This is a genomic window from Candidatus Omnitrophota bacterium (genome assembly GCA_028715415.1).
Taxonomy (GTDB): Bacteria; Omnitrophota; Gorgyraeia; order Gygaellales; family Profunditerraquicolaceae; genus JAQURX01.
Genome location: JAQURX010000002.1, coordinates 153656 through 174977 on the forward strand (window position 1 = coordinate 153656; position 21322 = coordinate 174977).

Here is a 21322-nt window from a genome sequence, read left to right on the forward strand (position 1 = left end):
GGGGGAGTAGTTTAACTTCTTTTGCTTTAAGAGGGCCTTTGCCAGAAACTATACTTCCTGCGCCTATTTGGGATAAGGTTGGAGAAAAATATATTTTTGGTAATTTCCCACAAGGTATTTTTGTCACTGCAGTTAAATCTGATGATGGCGATGATCGCAAGCCCGAGCCTGTAGCTCCAGATCCCGAGCCTGTAGGCGAGGATGCTCCTGTTGGGGATCTAGTTTTGGCGTGCCACACCTTGCCGGTAGTATTGTTATTAGGTTTATTAGGCCTTGGCGGATGCGGGGTCGTCTCTCATCATGCGTCCTACGTCCTTCAACAGGATTTAACTGTTGAATCCTGTTGGGCGACGGGGACGTTGTGGGTTGTTTTTGTCATGCTTTTTGCTGTGTCGATGATGTTTGCAGTGCCGGGAAATAATGGCCAATTAGGCAGAGTAAGTGGTAGTTTAAGTCTAGCCCATGCTTTAAGGTGCTCGTCAAGTTTATATAGGTATAATGTGTCGGCAGGGGATATACCAGCTCAAGCTAAAGATAAAAGGCTATATTGGGAAAGAAAGATACAAGAGGCCCGAGACAGAAGTGATAGAAGTGGTTGGCAAGCGCTCACCACATTAAGCAGGTTAAATCATATGGAGTTATGGGCAAATTTAATAATAGATAGGGAGACCACCAGAGGATTATTGATCTTCGGAGAAAGCACAAGTGGTAAATCAACAATTACTTCTTTGATGCTGGGTCTTAATCCAAAAAGTAAAGACGTTGGTTTAAGCAATCGTTGGATTCTGGGAGTAGATGATTTAGCTCAAGGATTCTTTGTAAAAGATAATTTGATAGCCGGGATGAAGCCTTCTTGTGATGGTAGGAATAGATGCAATTTAGAGGTGCCAGTAGAAGCAAAGCCTCTTTTTGTAGTTGTTGGCATGGTTGTGTTTTTAAATTTAAGATTCGTTCAAAAAGAGCCCATACTAAAAACAAGATTGACACATATCCTTAGGGAAATGCACGAATCAAGTTATTTTGCTTTGACAGAAGATTTTTATAGAACACTCCCAATATTGCCTTTATTTGAGGCCCGGGTTTTAGATAATTGTGGGCGTAGATGTGATTATCCATCTTTGGCTAAAACAATCGAAAAGACTTGGTTACAAGTTCCCGCAGTGGGGAATGCGACATCGAAAAGGTTAGCTTTGCTTAATTCTGATGCAGGGAGAAATCACTGGAACGCAACATTTTATTCCGTATTACCCATTATTTTATTCCCGCTAAGCCATTTGCAGATCCAAGAGCTAATTGAATCCCTCTGGTCAACCGGACCGCTGTGGGTGGTGGTAATATTATTGATTTGCACATTATTCTTCGCAAGCCCAAGCAGTAACAGTTTCCCCTTTAAGTCCGAAACAGTTTCTAAGAGGAAATTCTATGTAATATTAGAAGAGCATAATAGTATTCGCCTGCCTCCGGAATTAGCAAATAAAATCCTTCTTCTGTATCTGACTACACAAGATAGAGCATTAGTTTTTTCAGAGAATCGGAATCTTTTGCCGGATAAAGACTGGGTAAAAGTTGTTGCGGTTGCAGAAGAAGGCAGAATTTATCTTGATAAGAATTTAGTAAAAGGCCTGGATATAAGCGAAGAAAACGAAATCCCTCTTGTTTATTTAGAAGATAATAGCCCTAAAGATTTTGCACAACCTCTGCCTATTCGAAGTGCAGATAAGCCGGTTGAGAAAGAAAAGTTTTCCATCAGGCGTCTTGTGTATGGACAACTTTTGGAGTGGACTGAGAATTTGATGGTAGAAGATACGCAGTATCAGAAAGTAAGCTCGCCGAGTAGAGGGGGAGAGGAAAATACTGTTTATATTTTTGTAATTGAAAATAGCACTCCTGAGAAAATAGCCGGCCATGTACAAGTTGTAATCAGAAATAATGACAAATCGTTTGAACGCGGCAGTAACTGGGTGCATCCTTCGCGGGAAGATAAGGCAAGCATAGAAGAAAAGTTGGATGCGGCTTACAATAATTTTGTTAAAGAGTGGCCGACAATGATGGCAGGGAAGTTAATAAAAATGTTCCTGCGCACGAGCTGTTTAATTGTATTTGCGTTATTCGCGCTTCTCTATTTAGGCGGATGCGATTTGTTTGTCCTTAGCTCACATCCTACGGAAGCCGACTCTTGGGCATTTGGTGGGCATTTATGGAGATTATTGCTGGCATCATTACTCGCAGGCGGGTTTAGTTTTGCGGGGATTCATTATGGTTTTGGCAGTGCAAGCGCGAATTCCGCAAAGCCAACCGTGGTTCATATTATGAGTAATCTTGGGCGAGGTGGAGCGGAAAGAAATACTTTGAATCTGGTAGCAGGATTGAATAAGCAATTGTTCAAAATTATCCTTCTTGTCTGCTCTGATAATTCAGAGTATCCCGAAGAGATAAATGAAGCTATAAACGAATACGGAGTAGAAATCCGCTATTTGCCTGAAATGGCAAAACGAAGAAAACTACCTAAGGGGATTTCTTATATATATCACCGAATATATAGAGTAGTTTATTTATCCAATGTTTTAAAGAAGATAAATCCGGATATTGTGCATACCCATTGTTTCCATATGGGATTTTTAGGAGGAGTGGCTGCAAGGTTAGCCGGTATAAAAATAATAGTCTCAACCCCTCATTCTGAGCCTCCCAAGTGGCGTTATTCCTCACAAGGCAAGAATAAAGCAAGTTTGGCTTTTATGGATAGAATAATCGCCCGCGTTAGCCATTTCATCATAGCTATATCACATATTGAAGAAAGCCGGCGCAGAGAACAAGATTTTAACAGAGTCGCAGTAACAACAATTTATCATGGTATTGACCATAATAAATTCCTAAAAGATAGTTCAGTTAAGGTTAGAAATGAATTGCAAATTGATTCTAATGCTATTGTAGTGGGTACAGTTGCTAATTTGTTTGAAGTTAAGGGTTATCCTTATTTGATTCAAGCCGCAAGGGAAGTGGTTAATAAATTTCCAAAAACAGTTTTCCTTATTGTCGGCGAAGGCGATATGCGTAAAATCCTAATGCAACAGGTGGAGAGTTTGGGGCTAAAAGAAAATGTTAAATTTTTGGGGCGCCGTGAAGACATCCCCGAAATTCTTTCAGCTATTGATTTGTTTGTTCTGCCTTCTTTAAGCGAGGCATTCGGTATCGCAATTATGGAGGCAATGATTGTCTCAAAACCTGTAGTCGCCACTAAAGTAGGCGGGATCCCTGAATTGGTTGTTGATGGTAAAACGGGGATTTTAGTGCCGAACAAAAATTCTTCTGCATTAGCAGATGCGATTTGCTTCCTCTTAAAAGATAGAAAGAAAATGCAGGAAATGGGGCAAGCCGGAAGAAAACGGATTATTGAAGGATTCTTATTGAGCCGCATGGCTAAGAAATACGAAGCAGTATATTTAGGCTTACTAAATGCAAGAGCACAGAAATTGCCGATTACACCGGGTGTATACACATTTGGGAATAATGGAAAATTTTCGCCGGATAATCATTACTCAACTATACCTAAAGCCTGCGGGTTAGGGATTTATGAAGGTGGAAGAATTAAGCCGGATGTTGTGCTTCAGGCGGAAAGTAAAATCGCAAACGCAACTACAGCAAAACTATTAACCAGATATCAAGATTGTCCTGAACTTGGCCCTCAGTTAATTGAGCTAGTCCAGGGAATTTTAGGCAGGCATAATAATCTTTATGTAATTAATGATGATCAACCATTTATTTGGCATAACGGCAACAGGTTCTTATTTAGTTATGTAAAAGGGCACGATATCCATCTTACATTAGGGTTTATTAAAACAATTATCGCTGTAAATAAAATGAATCTTTTTGCTACGTTATTAGAATTTGAAAAGATGAATATTGAAGTTAAAAATGAAGATATTGAGCAGGCAGAGAAATTAGCCAGAGAAATTCTTCATGTTGTTCTATCTCATGCTATTTTCTGGACAAGCCCCATTGCAGCTTTGGTTACAAAAGGACAGTCCCACGCAGTATCTGAATTGATAAATAAGGTTAAAAAAGATGGCGCGCATATCTATGCTGCGGATACAAATGGAGAATTGGCAGAAGCTGTTTTAGGAAAAGTTCCTGAAGTAAGCGGGCAAGCCTGGCGCGTGCACGCTTTGGATTTAGGAACACAGTTTTATCTTTATGATGATGGTAGGGATTTTAGAGTTTATGGATATGTTTATTTGGATCCCGAAAAAGCCAAGGAGCATCTTCGTTATCCGCATATCATAATTACGAAAGCATTATGGGAGAGGTTTAAAGAAGGTAAGATTGATCTAATTGAACCGGTTTGTTTGACTTTGCATGCGGTTTTTGCAGAGAAAAAGTGCGATGCAAGAGTAAAAATAGAAATTGATATAAAAGAGGATGCTCTCCCGATAGGGGAATTCTTAAAAGAAGTACAGCTAGATCATCCTGCAGATGACGTTGTCCGGGAAGAAGAAAAACAAGAGTCTGTGACACCTACTGTTGTAGCCGAGGCTATTGAAGAGAAGCCTCAAGTTGCCTGTGAAGCATTAGGAATAGTGGTTGTGGGGGTTAAGATTATTAATGATTTAATCTATGGCCGAAGAAGGATATCTTTAGAGTTTAAGAGAACAGGGGTGGTTAAGGATGAGGAAGGCCAAGAGGAAGAAGGTGACGTTCCTCAGAAAGGCGAGCTTAGAAGTGTTGAATTAATTGTGGATGACCCGGAATTTAAAAACAAAAAAGAAAACAAAGAAAAGATCTGGCGGCCAAATGAACCGATTACCGAGTTTTTTAGTAATAAGACAACATTTGATAGTAAAAGATTGCTTGCTGCTTTTGCCGATCGCGAAGAAGTCTCAAAAGAATTTATGACTCATTCAAGTATATGGCAGAAACTACTTGCTTCGCCAGTTGTAAATATATTGCCTAAGAAATGGAAGAGCCTGCTTGTTTCAATCATGTTATTAGTGTTAGGGCTTACTTCAACTGGAAATGCTCAAGGCTTAAATTCTTCAATCCCAGGATCTTCTTGGCCCGGATATTTTATTCTTGTAACCGTTTTGCTTGCGATAGCTTTATTGTGTGTTAAGCCATTATGGGCAAATGAGCCAAGAGAAGGTTTTAAAAAAGAAGATGAAATTAGTTTGGGGCTTCGTATCAAAAGAGCATTGCAAGAACGCAAACAGGAGGAATTCAATGATATTTGGATTAATTTGCGAAGGCGAGGATCAAAAGAGAGCCAGATTGTACAGAATCTCCTTAATTCTCATTATATAGATATTGATTCGCTCTTTACTTTTTTTGTGTGGTCATTGGGAGAGGTGCATATTAATGTAAAAATACAGGAAGGCCTCAAGAAAATTAGAAAGGAAGCTGTTTATGATTATATTAAAGAGTTCTACCTGCCTCCTGTAATTAATGGTCTTTTGCCATTCACATTCTTGTCCCCTATAAGGTTCATAAGCCTAATTGAGAGGTATCTTAAATATGTTGAAGAAATCTTATCCTCGGATGATCAATATATGGAGCAGTTATTTATTGATGCACTTGATTACATGATTACCTTTTCGAGTATGGGCAGAGGGTTTTGCCCTTCGAACCCCTTAGTTGAAGATGTAAGGCGGATAAAATTGCAGTATATCAAAGAAATGATTATATTTGTAAGTACAGCATGTAAAGGGAACGGAAGAAACTTAACGGAAATTTTTCAAGAGTTAGTTGAATTGATTATCGCAATCGAAAAAGTAGAAGACATTGGTTTACTCCAAGAGATAAATGATATTGTGAATAATATAAGGAAGCTATTTGCATTAAATGATGAGCGTAATACATTTGACCCGCACCGTGCAAAATTTGAGATGCATCCGGATGAAGAGCAGGTTGAAGGAGATATGAGCAGGTGTAATGAAGATGTTGTGAAAGATGGATATATTCTTGGTGCGGTTAACGAAGCTATTGAACGGGTGGCTGATAAAGATAATAATGTAAAGGCTGCTTTAGAGCAAATCCGCGACACAATTGTTATCCGTGCAGGCCCCGGCCTTACCTATATATGGGCTACATACCGCAATAATATCTTCTACATAGACAAAGACCTGCTTAGCAACCAATACTTACGTTTTGAACTCCTAGTTACACTTATTCACGAAGCAAGAAAAATCGCTTATCCTGAAGCAAAAGACCATGAAAATGAAGTATTTGCGCAAGAATGCGTGAATTGGTTGCGTGAAGCCATAGGGATTGAATTGATTGTTAAGGATCATGGTGCACACAGAGAAATAGGCCAGGATGGTAAATTGCGTTTTGTAAATGGTAGGTTTGAAGATATTATCCCTAGTCTGCCGGAATATGCCGCGCACGGTGTTACCGCCATTATGTTTCCGGACGTTAATAAACATGCTCCGCAAAGCGTCTTTGAGATTATTGATCCTTTTGAAGTTAATCCCGATTGCGGAACCAAAGAAGATTTAAAGAGGCTTCTTGATGTTGCGCATAGTTATGGGATTAAGGTGATATTCCCTGCTATCTTAAATCACGTTTCTTTTGAAAGCGAGCTTTATTTAAAGGCACAAACAAGCGGCGATAAAAGTTTCTTTATTACAGATGCAGACGGCCAGATTGTGAAGGCGACGGATAGGCGAGAAAAAGGTGAGTATTTCTGGACATTTGATGCAGCTCAATTAAATTTAACGCATCCCGAAGTAAGAAAGTATCTTTTAGATGTTGTGAGGTATTGGATTAGCTTTGGTTTTGATGGGCTTTGGCTTGATGCGGCAAGCGCTTTATTAAAGAAAAATGTTAAGAGGAATTGGCAGGATTTACTAAGAGGGGTGGATAACATTGAAAGAAATATGCCGGATGAATTTATCCCTGAAATAATTAGAACCATCCGGGAAGTCAAATTATCGGCAAGGGTTATGGCCGAGTGTTACGATGTTTTTGACCGACCAGATATGGAAGCAATGGGTGTTGATTTAACCATGGATTTTGAGGCAATTGAAGCGATTGTACAGTGTTATACTCGTAACAAAGATAACTATCCTTATTTCCTGAGAAAACTTTTAGAGGAAGATGCAGTAAGGCCGGAGCATGAAAGAATTAGGTTTGACCGTAGGCATTTTGCCCGTGTTAACCATGATAAATTGGAGTTTTGGAATCGCCAGGGGACATTAAATAATTACGAGGCTATTTTTACCCATAGTATTCTAGGCGCTTTAGGCAGTTCACTCTGGCTTTGTGAGGGAGAGTTTGAAGGTAGAGGTTATCGTTATGATAGGATGGGGGTAGTTCCGCTTGGAGATACATTTAAGAGAGAAAAATTAGGGGATTTCTTAAGGCGCTTATTGCCTATTATTAATCAGCCTGTATTTAAACACGGAAAATATCATTATCTTTGGCCAAATGCCCGTAACCCTGATTGGTCTCCGGTATGCGCCTTCGTCAGAGTGTATAAAGATGAAATCGTAATTATAGCAGCTAATGTTCCGACTCATCCTGGTGATAAAGAAGTTGGCTGGGCGAATTTTGATATCAGTTGGTTAATAAAGAATAAAGAAGGTTTTTATAAAACCGAAAATTTATTTACAAGAGATACTTATGCCTTGGCAATATACCCACTTAGGGAAACATCAGATCCTAATCGGAAGTTTTTCCTCACTGTTGCTGTAATGCCAGGTGAGGTACAGTATCTGAAGGTTATCAGAGTTGAGCCTCCTCACGATATTTCCGCCTTTAGCGCATATCGCGACAGTGTTATTGCTTTTATATTAGGCAGCGCCTTAATCTATTTTATTTATTCTTCACTTGGATTCTATCCTGCTTTGGCAGTTGGCTTAGTCGTTCTTTGGGCAACAGTGCAGTTTTATATTATTGGCCGTTCAACCTTTGAGGTAGTATCTGGTGAGTTGTTTTCAAGAATCTCAAAAATTGAGGTTGCCGATACGATAGATATACCCGGGAAGAGGCCTAAATTCATTCCCGAACAAGATGCGATAAGGATGTCTCGAAAGCAGGCTTTACATAAGCCAATAGCTACAAGTAATGGATTTGTCTGGCAACAGGCTTTTGATGGATTGCATCCAATCATCCAAAAATGGATTTTGATCCATGAAACTGGAAGGTTACATCTTTCAGGGATGCTGAAAATTATCCCGCGGGTAGACATCCCGATAGTTTGGTTATTCGGATACTTAAAGGAACAGACAAGAAATTGGTATAAACAAGAGCTCGCTTCTGCGGAGAAGGAAATATTAGATAATGTTTTTGAAAAAGCTAACAATTTTGATTCTAGATCAATTCAACCGCTAATTAAATTAGGGGCTTATTTCCGCTTGATTAGTTTTGTCGCTTCGGAAGTTTTTGAATTAAGCGTGATTATAGGAGCGGTGATTTTATTTAAAATATCATGGCCTATAGCAATTGTGTTATTTGCAATGCTTGCTATCTTTGGCTATTCCTTCGGAGGTATATGCCGGGAAATCACAACTTTTATCTGGGCAAAGCAAAATCCCGATGTGCGTTTTAATATTATTAAACGCTGGGCTTGGTTTACGATCCCCGGAACAAATATCTTCGTGATTAAGCCGGTATTATGGCAAATAAATAAAAATATGCGTTCAGATTTATCCGCTGATGGCGATTCTGAACTTACCAGAGAAATTGTAGATCGAATTATCGCAAATTCTTCAAAATCCCGCGTCGAAAAGATTGAGGAAGTTAATATTATATTTACTATTCGGGCCTTCTTTGAAGAAGGGCATGATCCAGATAAGAGTAGCCGCGCGTTTATTTACGGAAGGATTGCCTGTTTATTAAGAAAAACAAAGACAGAGGTTTATGTTTTAAATAATTCTCCGCATTCAGGATATTGGCAGGTATCAGCTTTAGGTGCAGGGGAGCATTTGTTAAAAATATTTATACGTCAAGATGAAGATGTTAGAGCTAAAGCTATCCATGAGACGGCAGCTGCACTTACTGCTATTTCCGGATATCCTACTTCGCATGAAACAAATTTAGAAATTGAAAATGAATATCTGTATTGGCATAAGACTATCCAGATTTGCCATCATGAAAATCATTTTGAGGAATTTATCTTTACAGAACATGCTTTAAACGAGATTTTAGGATACGAAAAAGGAAAAATAGACTTTGCTGGTGATAACTTAAAAGGAATTAATCCTAATCTTTTAGTCTTTATTGGTTTCTTTGCAGGGGTATTTATCATAACCGAATTCGGCGGTTTCCCACTTGGGAAATTCGTTAAGTTTATAATCAAAATATTACCAACTATACTTTTGCCTGTTTGGTTGGTTATGTTTTCGCCTTGGTTATATAAATTTTTTAGGAATGATAACCAGCTGCCGCCTAATGATTCCGATCTTTCGGCTGAAGGACCGAATTTGATTACTGTATCAGAGAGAGATAAGTTGGTTGAATTAATGAATAGCAAAGGTGCTGGCTATTATAGAGTTTCTTATAATGGCGAAAAAGATTCAATTGTGGTTGATAGGGTTAACTATAAACAGGAAAGAAGGATTTATGGGAATGATAGATTTTATGATAGTGAGGCGTTTCAGGTGGTGCGAAATGCTTTAAAGATGGCTTATGAAGTAGTTAGAAAAAATGCTAATGAATATCCGGAAGTCCAGGAAGCGGTAGAAAATTTGCAAATTTATCTGATAAATGAATTGCCCCAACATAAAAAAATTAAGATTGGAGAAGAAGGAGAAGTGATGTTTTTGGCGAAAACAAAACAAGGCCAAGATAGGCGAGTTTGGGTAACTCGGCTGGATGATAAAGCGATCCTGACAACCGAACTGCTTTTTAGTTTATTGGATGATTGCCGCAATAAGGATCATTGGCAAGGTAAAGGGTATATTCCGGAAAATATGGCTGTTGTAATGCTGGCAGGGGATATTGTTCATGAATTAGTTTGTAGTAATGAAGTTTTAGTGCAGCGATTACAGCCTGATGCTAAGGTTGGTGTTAAGGGGTATGGAGAGTATGCACATCTTGAAGGTTTAAAAGCAGAATTAGATGTCCTTAAGTTTGCTAAAGATAAAAAATGCTTGCCTGAGAAGAATATTAAGAGTTTGTCTTCAGATATGATGGAAGCAATTAAGTCCGCCGAAAAAAGCATTAAAGTTAATCAGGGTAGGGATATTGATTTGCAAAGTGACAGCGGTTATATAGAAGCCAAAGAAAATTGTGGAGTTTCCGAGGAATCTATTAGGGAATTTGAGGAAGAGGCTCTCCAAATTTTGGAATCCAATAGTTCTGATTCAGTGTTTTGGGGAATAAATACCCGGGTTTGGGATTCACATAGAATGTTAATTATACCAGTTATAGATAGTTATAATATTGAAGTCGGACAAGAAATAGCAGTTGGAGCTGGAATTGCGGTAAATGTAATGAATATTTTTACATATTGGAAACAGGCTTGCCGTAATTTTATAAGTAAAATAGATAACGGAATTAAATTAGCAGTAGACGATATAGAGAAAATAGTTTTTGAACTGGGTTGCAATATCCACAAATACGGAGATAAAGGCATAATTACTTTAAGGATAATATATTTAGAAGACAGGATTGCAGGGGTTGAGATTGTTGCAAGGGATGTGGGAAAAGGTATTGGTGATGTTGAGCTAAAGAGGAGAAGTGCTTTTAGTGAGGTTAGTTTGAATATTGGCGAAGGAAATGGATTAAGGACTATTATTGGGTATCCTGAACCATCAATTTTTTCCAGAGAAGGCGAAGTCGTTTATGAAACAGGCGATGGCAGTATCGGCCGCAAATTTATTTATGACTCTGGTAAAAATGAATTCGTGGAATTTCCGGAAGGAAGCAGTATCAAGCAAGGTACTCGCGTCAGATTAACGCTAATTAAAGGAAATCCCGGGAGTACTTTATTAGGTATTGTATTTTTGCCAATTTTTGCGTCTCCATCGTTTACTTTTCTAGTAAGTGTGGCAGCAATTGTCTTATGCGTAGCTATGCTTTTACTTCTTCCGCTAATAAGAAATACCTTGAGCGCTATAAAATCGAAAAATCCTTTATATAAAAATAAGTTAGAACTTGAAGCGCAGATTGCCGAAAAGGTAAGGGTTTTGTTTGGAAAAAAGATTTCATTCAAGGCCCTATTTAGTAGAAAATCAATTTCAGTTGAGCGGGCTCGTAGAGGATTTAGTAATTTTACAGTTAAGAATATTACCGATAAAGGGGAAGAATATCAGAAACTTCGGAGTTTGGTTAAGTTATTAGCGCAAAACTATGAAGAAATAAGCGCGGCATCAGAAAAGAAGAAGGAAAAGAAGAAATACCTTAAGGCAGCGCTTGTTTTGTATGAGTTGCTTATGCTTTCTACCCCGGATTTTATTGAAAAGCATCATTTTTGCATTAAATCAGCTGATTGCCATAAATTATTAGGGGACAGAGTTGGCGAGAACACTTATACGCATGCAGCATACGGGATGCTCCAATCAGCTAAAGATAATCCTCAATTTGCTGAATTAGAAAAACAGGTTTTATCCAGAATACATTCTGATAATCATCCTGTTCCGGAGCAAAGCCATATAGGCATAGATTCTATGGGCCCAGAAGAGTATGTTTTTGGGATAGGTGTAAGAATGACAGAAACAGCCGATGGAAAATTAGGGTTGATTTGTGATTTTGATAGAAATATCCCAGTGGATAGATACGAGGCAATTTCACAATATTTAATTGGCCTATCGAAATGCTATGGCGTGGGGATATTGATTAATTTAAACAGGGTTGAAATTTGGCGTAATTTAAGCACCAAGTCAGCAGGCGACTTTGCTTTAGGTACTATGCGTTTAGATGAAAGATTATTGAATCCAGAGGCAAGGCCTATTTTATGGGAAACCATTTTCCATGAAGTGATGACAAGCCTGTTAGTGTTGATTGAGCCAAATCGCGGGGTGCGCGAAGCTGTAGCAACAAATTTAAGCATTAAGCATTATTTAAATCCGAAAGAATTTATTTTTGGTTCGCAGAATGCCCTGGAAGATACTTTACGATATCGCAGGAATTTTATTGTAGCATTAAACTCCGGAATCTTTGAAGTTGCTCAGCCGCTTCGTGAGTTATACGGCAGCATAGAAGCTGCTTCCGGTAATGAGTTCGTAAATATTAAAGTATTTGAGAGTATTAGAAGCCAGCCACGTTATAGCCTGGAAAAAGATAAGTTGGAAGAAATTGAGAAACAAGGCGATCCATATGAAATAGTCCAGAATTCAGTTAATTTAATGAATTGGTTCTTGGAACAAGTCAATACTGTTGATTTTGTCTGGAGATATATAACTAAAGGCCAAGCAGGAAAAGATAATATCCTTAATATTATTAACGCGTCTAATAATGATAATCCTGTGACGGTATGGAACTTAATAGTTTCGTCGCTAATAGCAAAAAGATTTACTCAAAGCAGAAGAATGGATCAAAATGGATTAATTATTGCAAACGCGATAATTGTATTAGCCCGAGTTTATGAACGCAGAATTATATTAGAAATGAAGAAAACTATAAGCTATGAGGAGCTTTTATATTTGTCTTTAATATTAAATGAGCAGGGCCCTGTTAAGACTGACCTTCAATTCTGGGCTTTGGAAAGAGGAGCGTTTAAAGATGTCACTGTAGCTATAGAAAAAATTGCAAATTTAAGGGGTAAGTTGGAAATTCCCGAAGTCAGATTCTATAGGCGGTTACCAGCTTTAATAGAATTTGCTTTAGCGCCGAATACAGTAGTCCCTGAAGGGGCGCATTTGGTTGTAAGTGGATATGGCGATAGGTTAAGAAAGGTACGAAATGCACAAAAACTCACTAAACAAGAAGTCAGTTTTTTAACCGGTGGAAAAGTTGATGCCGGGCGTATTAAAAGATGGGAAACGGAAAGAGTTTTGCCTCAGATGGATTTGTTAAAAATAGTAACCGATGCATTAGGTGTGCCTTTAATCCACATAACAGATAATGCAGGAGATGTGGATTGGGATATCTTGAGATTGCGAGCGAATCGCGCTCCAAGAATAAGAAAGGTAAGGGAATTATTTGGGTTTAAGCCTATTTATGTTGCCAAGGCTTTAGGTTCAAATGTCGGGGATTATGTGTTGAGGCTTGAAGAAGGGGAAATTTACCCTAGCTTAGAAGTCATTACAAAATTAGTTTCAGTATTTAGAGATGAAGTGAGTGCAGAATATTTCTTGGTAGGCACAAACGAGCCTGATTGGACAAAAATAGGTGTTGTTGATGGATGGGAAGAGCGGATTAAAAATGTTATAAAACAACTTGATTTGAATGTTGTAAAGCTATATCTAACAAGTCATATTGATGATCAGCGTTTTAAACAAATGATGCAGGGGGTTCTCAGGCCTTCTGTTTTAGAGATGGAGAGAATTGCTGGATATTGTTGTATTCCTCCTGAATATTTGATAAAAGGCACAAATGAACCGGATTGGAGTTTGTTTGCATATATATTACCCGGATATGGAATGCGTATTCGTGATTTAAGAGAAAAAAATATGCTTAAGTCTTGTGAATTAGCGGAGGTAGTTGGAGTTGGTGATGATACTATTTGTGATTGGGAATTTGAGAGAAAAATTCCTTTAGATGAAAATATTACTAAATTATCTAACGTATTAAAAGTTGATAGAATGTATATTTTAAAGGCGCTAAATCCTCCAGATTGGGATAATTATGGAGTAAAGCCTGGCTATGGCGGGAGAATTTCCAAAGCAAGATTAAAACAAGGATATTTTATTAGAAATTTAGCAAAGTTAGCAGGATATTCTCAGAATACAATAATTGGGTTAGAGAATGAGGATATTGGGCTTAGCCCATTTATATCAGAGGTTCTTGCAGAAGTATTGGGAGTTACAGTTGATTACCTTGCGCGTGATAAGAATCCTCCGGACTGGGATAATTTTGGCATTACCAAAGGCTATGGCAAGAGGATTAGGCGAGCTAGGTTGGCTAAAGGGTTGGCTCAATGTGAATTAGGTAGAAGTATAGGTTTATCAGTTAGTAGGGTTGCGGCTTGGGAGAAAGAAGAGATTGAATGTCCGACACACGAAGCATTAGAGCGGTTTGCTAAAGCTTTGGATGTGCCGATTGAGTATTTAAAGAATGGGCAAAATGCGCCAACGTGGATAAAAGAATATAAGTCAAAAGGTGCAATCGCAGGATATGGCGCGAGAATATATAAAACAAGAATAAGAAATGGTTACACAATTGAATACTTATCAATATTAACAGGCATTGACCTCCAGACATTATTGTATCTTGAGTTAGAAAGAAGAGATAGGGTTATACCAAGAAGAAATATTTTAAGTAAAATTGCAAATGCATTAGGCGTATCTGTGGAATATATTCAGCGATCTCAAAATCCTCCGGATTGGAAAACTTTCGGAATTATTAATGGCTATGGTAGAAGAATTAGAAAAGCACGAATGGCATTAAGAATGAGTGGGGAAGAATTGGGATTAAGAATGAATATAACAAAAAGCAATGTTTACCAATGGGAGAGTAGAGAATGGGTGGCTGGTTGTCCTATACATGAAAAATTGGTAGCTTTTGCTTCTGCCTTAGGGGTTTCATCAGAGTATATACGAAGAGCTACAGATGAACCAGATTGGGAAACCTTCGGTATTTCTCAGGCCAGCAGCATCCTTATTGGAATCCAGCGGGAAAACAAAGGCATGAGCCGGAAAGATTTAGCGGAAAGAATCAAGGTCAATGAAAAACAAATAGCCGAATGGGAAAACAGATATTGCCAAGACCTGCCTACATACACTAATTTTAGGCTTATGGCCGAAGCGATGAAAGTGGATATTGAAACGTTAATCCATCTTCCAAAACTTGAAGAAGCAATCGGGTTAATTGATAGCCTAATTTATAAAGGCATGCATTTAAGCGCGAAATTGTTGTTGGAGTGTTGTGTTGATACATATGGATTATATACAAATAAAGAGTTTTCTCATTATTACGTAAAGGATATTGAAAAGAAGCTGTCCAGAGATTTGAGTGAAAAGAAGAATTATTTGATCTCCCTGGGAGTAGAAATAAATGATGAATTATTAAATAAGCCTTTACATGTTCTGGAATATCATATTGACCAGACAATTCTTTTGCCGCTTCTAAACGGAAACGGAGAATTTGATAGGCAATTGATTATGCCGCTTTTTATTTCGGAAACACTAGATGAGTATTGCCCACGCTCAACTGCATTTAGGAGTTTAGCGCGTTTGGCAGAAATTCAACCTAAAAGGCTTGCGGATAGATTTCTAACGTTATTGCAATTACCAAGTGGAAACGGCCATGGCAACCTGCCGCGAGATTTACTAAGATTTCTTAATACGCCTTCAGGAGGGGTGTTAATTAATGCTTTGCAGAAAGAAGGAGATGGGTTGGCGAGTTTTATAGAAACGCACAGAATATTAACTGAAAAAAGCAGTTTAGCTCATGTTTTGCAAATCCAAGACCAGGCAGGGAATGGAGAGAAAGACCACAAAAAAGTAGATTCTGCTATAAAGATGTTAAGAAATGAAGGAAAGGTGAGAAAGGCAAAAGCTTCAGAAGTTGAAAGTAACGAATCTGAGAAAAAGTTTGCCGAAGAAACCATCGGCCTTGTTTTGGATAAACCAGTGCATTGGCATACCATTAACGCTATCCCGAGAGAATTTCCATTTGGCGGGCATATACATCAATGCAAGAATCATTACGATATTTATATACGAAAGGATCTTTTGAAATCAGGAAAAGCAGCGCACGAAGTTACGGCCGGGCTTTTGAGAGATTGCAGCCCGGGAAGAGTGCATTCTGCTGCCTGTAGTGTAGAAAACGCATTCCGCAGTAAATCAAAAGATTTATCTGAGCCCCGCGGAGAAAACAAAGAAGACTCTTTAACTTTCTCCGAATTAAAGATTAAGCAGCGGAATTATCGTTCGAATCCGCACCAGCCTTATTGGTTTTTAGAAGTTGAGCATCCGCATTTTTATGCAACAACCGCGGTTTGCGGGATAGATTTTCTCCCTCCTGATTTACAACCGGCTTGCGGAGGAGTGGTGTTTAAAAGTATTAAAGGTTGTGATTTGAATAATGTAGCTCTGCGCAGAAGATCGCAGAAAGAAGCCGGGTATCTTGCTCAGGAAGCAGACCGTACTTCAGCTAGATATAACGGATACTCCCGCGGTGTCGCAACAGTGGTTGTCTCAGATGGAGAAATAAGCAAGAAGAAAGTTTTGATAGAATTATCACGGGCTTTTGCATCCAGAAAACTTTTAGGTTGGAGATGCATTGCCGCTCCCAGTTTAGGCACTACAGAAGAAGATAGTAATATTATTTCAGATACAGCATATGAGACTTCTTTACGTGAGTATTTAAAAAATTCAAGAGTTAATTATGTGACAAAAAGAAAGATAGAAAAGATTATTAGGGAGAAAAAATGGAATGAGATTGACCGTGATTTACGCTGGAAATTAAGATTAGTTAAGCCGGCAGTAGGTTGTACAGAAGCTAAAGGTGGGTATCCACCGTTTGCATGGCTGTTGGGTGGAATTAGTTTAGCAGCTTCTATCCAAACCCTTATTTTGTTTAAAGGTTATGATTGTTTTGTAGATATTATGATAGATGGCTTCGGCCGAACAGGGCAATCTGTTGCGCGTAGTATTATTCATGATCTGCCAGAAGAGGTAAGGATTGTAGCGGTAAGGAGTAAAGGGGAGAATGCGCAAGGGATTGTTAATCCAACGGGTTTAAATAAAATCAGCCTGTTAATGTGTGTGCCGGAAGTAGAAAGAGGGCAGGAAGTTTGTTTAAAGTCATGTTATAAAAGTGAATGCCAGGCTGTGCTAAAGCCGGAATTTTTCAAGCAAAAAGCAGACATATTGATTCTTACTGACCGCACGTGCAAGATTAGGTATAGAGATTTAAAGGAAATTAAGGCAGATATTATTATAGAAGCAATCCCTAATATTCTTTCCCGCAGGCAGATAAATTGGCTTTCCCGCCATGGCAAGACTTATTTTTCTTCGCTTTGTTTTGATGGAGGAATAGCGTTTGGGAATAATCGGGAGGAAGTTATACATGAGGATTGTCCGCAGGAAACCGAGCATATTGATAATATGCGTTTACATGTGCAAACCGGAATTAATGAGCTAACAGTAGCAATTATGTATGATGCCTTGAAAAGGCGTGCAGCTGCAGCTAAAAGATTAGGAGTTGGCAGAACCCTTCCTTGGCAAGCCGGGAGAGTGTTGGCTAAAACAATACGCCGGAACGAATATGAATTATGGAAAGAACTGCAGGCAATAACAACAAAACAAAAGAAAATTGATTGCGAGAAAATAATGGATTGGAAGGATGGATGGAAAATAGCGAAACATCTTATTCCTTGCGCCAGCCCTAAATTAATCCCCGTGTTGAATTTAGCAATTCAAAACAGCCGTAAAGGAAGAAATACCGCCTTTGCAATCTCCAGCGCTATAGCTGAGGTCGCGCGGCAACAGGCGCTCTATGACGATAACTCACCCGAGGAAGCGATTATTATTTTAGAAACTGATCTTATGCAGTTGTTATTTTCTGTCGAGCAGATAGCTATCAAGTATAAAGGTAATATTTCTCCAGAAGATGTCATCGCCGAATTAAAGATAACAGATTCTTTCAGGATTGATTTAATTGAAAGATTGTTTGTAGAATTTAATAAAGGAAAATACTCCTGGCCATTAGCTGGAGATGATAGAGAAAATATCCTTATTAGTTTAAGAGGGTTTGAGGTGATGCAAAAGAGGGTAGCAGCTTTTAGATTAACGCGATTAACTCGTCAATTGGTAGAGCTCGGCCTTTTGCCCCGGGCAAGAGGCGTTTTACTAAAACAATTGGAAGATGCTGATGATTTTCATGTCCGCGAGGATTCCGCGCATGCGTTAGGATTTCTTCTTCTTGAAGAGAAGAATAAGCAGGCTCGGTGGGTGATCGCTGAAGCTTTGTTGCATGCGTGTTCCGACCGCAGTGAGGCAGTAGCTTTATGGGCTCATTGGGCAATTTCTATGGGCGTTACCGTTAAAGCAATAAATCTGGATGAGTTATTAGTAGATATTTCTGATGAGATAAGAATGATTAAGGATGAAATTCGCGGAGTAGATTTGAAGCGTAGCCAAAAAAGGAATACTCCCGATATTTTAGGTTATTTATATGAGATGAAAGCCAACATATGTGCTTTAAAAGACCAGAAGAAGCGTGCGTTACAAGCTTATAGGTCTGCACGAAAACAGTACAAAAAAATGGAGAAATTGATACATGGCCCGTTAGCATTAAAATGTTCTTTGTCTTTGGCCAAAAGTTTGCAGCAGGCAGGCTATAGATCATTGGCGATGAAGGAATTTCTTAGCCTGGTTAATCCTGAACAGATGAAAAAACATGCCGGGTATTCAACTATATTTGGGAAATTAGGCGGGCAAGAATACTGCCTTTTGGCGCTGGAAGGCATTTTGCATATATATTCACCTATGACTCCGGAAGTTAATATACAGGTGGCAAAAAGAATTAACACTTTATTGGCTTGTATAAGCGAAAAAGGTTGGAAAAATGTAGATTTAAAAAAGAAATTTAACCCTCTAGTTGAGATATCAGAACTTATGGTTGCGGATTTATCCGGGCAGGTGGTTTCTTATGCTCATTATCTAGGTTTGATTCTTATTTATGGAAGTGAAGTCTTTCATAGTGAAGGGTGGGAGAAAATTCAGTATGTGATAGAAGATGTTTTAATGTATGCTGATTTAACTGATAAGAAAAATAAAAATCTTCCGGATGTAGCAATAATTTCACAGCTTAATTATAGATGCAGAAAATATAAATTAAACCCGATTGAACATGATTTATTGTTTGGGATATTCAAAATCCTAAAGATTATTCAATCACGCGTATTTACTTTCTCAGACGAAGTTGTTTCCGGGGAAAGTATTTTCTCTTCTCGTAGCCAGGTCTCAATGAAGTTGAGATTTAGCAAAGGAAGATTCCAAATAGAACAAAGGGGGTTTCCTTTATCAAGATTATCCCCAGATGAGAGGGAGGAATTTAATAGTATACTGGGTTTTGTAAATCACAGCATACATGCGCCTCCGGAATATGATCCGAGTTTGCGTTTTTCTCCGAGCCACACCTCTGTTTGTAATCTTCGTTTTGTTTCTCACATAGATTCTGTCCAAGGTAGAAATCCTTCCATTGTTTATTGTCCTGAGATGCGCACTCTTTATATCAACCGTATCCTTTTGGATAAGCGCATTCCTTATAATTACAAACAAGTTGCTTTCTTTGAAGACGCAGTCTTGCATATGTTTTATGGTTTGGATGAAAAGGAAGCCAAGCCGTTATTGCGGCGGTTTATTCAGGATAATATGCTTGCAAGGCCGCTCGAGGTGTTTCTTGTAGACCAGCAAGGAGCTGGATTATTAACTAACGCGCCGCTTTTAAGCCTTATTGGATCAGGGAAGTCAGTTACTCCGGAAACTGTGGCATTATACAGTTTTCCTGTATGCCTATTTGTGGCTGCATGGGACTTACTTAAGAAAATAAGATGGTTGATGATCGGGGTTGTTATTTTTATTACAATTTTATCCGGCTGTGCTACTAAAGGCAGAGTTAGCGTTATCGGCCAATCAAAGGGGAATAAAGATATTTTAAGGGAGTTAGAAAAGGAAACAGGTTTTATCCCTGAGTGTAAAGCTGAAATCTTAGCGATTGGTTTTGAAGGGCTTGGCAGCCATAATATGCGTAATTACCTGGCAAATTTACACGATAAGTATATCCCTCAACTTGAGTATTTTATGATTGATGACCATCGTAAGGATGCTGTTGAAATAGTTAAACGCGCAGTTAGGGCAGGAAAGATTATTGCTATTCTTACTTATAGTAACAACAGTAGCGTCTTTATGGGGCTTGGTGGTGGATGGCATGATTTTAGTGAAGATTTAAAAAAGATAAAGGTATGGATTGATATTGCTAAGTTTGACGATGATAATTGGAATCCTGAAATTGCAGATAATATTATTATAGTTCTTAATCTTCATACTGATGATGTCATTCAAGGCCCATCAATGTATGCGCGAAGATTTGAAGGAGAGCCTTTAGCGATTGTTGACCGGAAATATATTAACCTTGGGCATTTGCGTATGCCTCTCGTCCCAGAAGATGCCACAGAAGATGAATGTTGGTATGCTATATCTTCAAATGAATTGTTTATCAGGGCTTGTAATCTGGTTTATGAGTTAAAACAAAAAGGCAAATTTCCCAGCACGCAGCCGTATGTTAAACCTGTAAAGATGCAGCATAAACGCCGCGGTTCCATCTCTTGGCAGGCGCTTCTATGCTGTGCGGTTTTCACGATTCTAGGATTTGTGGGCATTGCATTGTTAAATATTCATAATGATGCTGTTGCTCAAATGGCTTCTATATCTGGAGCAAGCCCGGAGAATAATCCTGCGAGCTTAGTTCTAGATACTGCAGTAACTTTCGGTGAAAGTTCTGTTTTGGGGCTGCAAGAATCTTTATTATGGATCGTATTTGTTTATGCGGCAGCGATTATTGTGTTATTGGTTGCTGTGGTGTTTGTTTTCCACAAAATCCTGGCCGAGAAATCCATAATTAAAGACAGCGGAGAGGTATATTTTGAAAACCAAAGTTATCAGGCGAAATTATTTAATCTATCTATTTCCAGCCAGGGCAATGATGCTGAAACAGGTTTTGGGTTTAGTAAAGAGGGAAATAGCGGCGAATTGTTTATAGGGGAGAAAAACGGAGTTGATTTTATTGGAATCCAAAAAGGGCAATTTTATGGAGCAGCGCATTGGCATCCGATAAATTCAAAGAAAAATTATTTTCTCCCTAGTTTTGAAGATATATACGAATCTTATAGATACGGAATAGACTTAGCCGTTGTTGTTTGGGGAAGAGGGAATGATCTATTTGCGACTGAAGTATCCTTGCCTTTGCTTGAAGACGGCCCGATTAAGCCCTATCAAAGATACCAGAAGTTTATGGATGATTACGGCCCTAAAAAAGCGCTTAAAATATTAGAAAAATATTCTGTAATAAAATGTTATCAGCTTAGGCTGGAAGCAGGAAGGTATATCTCTAAGCAAATTCATGCAAGGCAGGTTTTAGAGGCGGTAAAAAGATTAAGTGGAGAAAAGCCCGGTTTACGCTGTTCGGGTTTGTTGTTTGCTAGCGTAATTCCGATGCTGGCGAGTAATGATGTAGGAAGTGTAATGCCGCATGCGCCTCCATGGATCCCAATATTGTT

At 38.6% G+C, this 21322-nt stretch carries 1 protein-coding gene (only partly in view); it reads left to right on the forward strand.

Nucleotides 1-21322 carry part of the coding region annotated (gene galE / locus PHO70_01135; protein MDD5431584.1) for a UDP-glucose 4-epimerase GalE on the forward strand (this coding region is incomplete at its 3' end). Its footprint runs off both ends of the window (82183 nt to the left, 21067 nt to the right), so 21322 of the 124572 annotated nt are shown.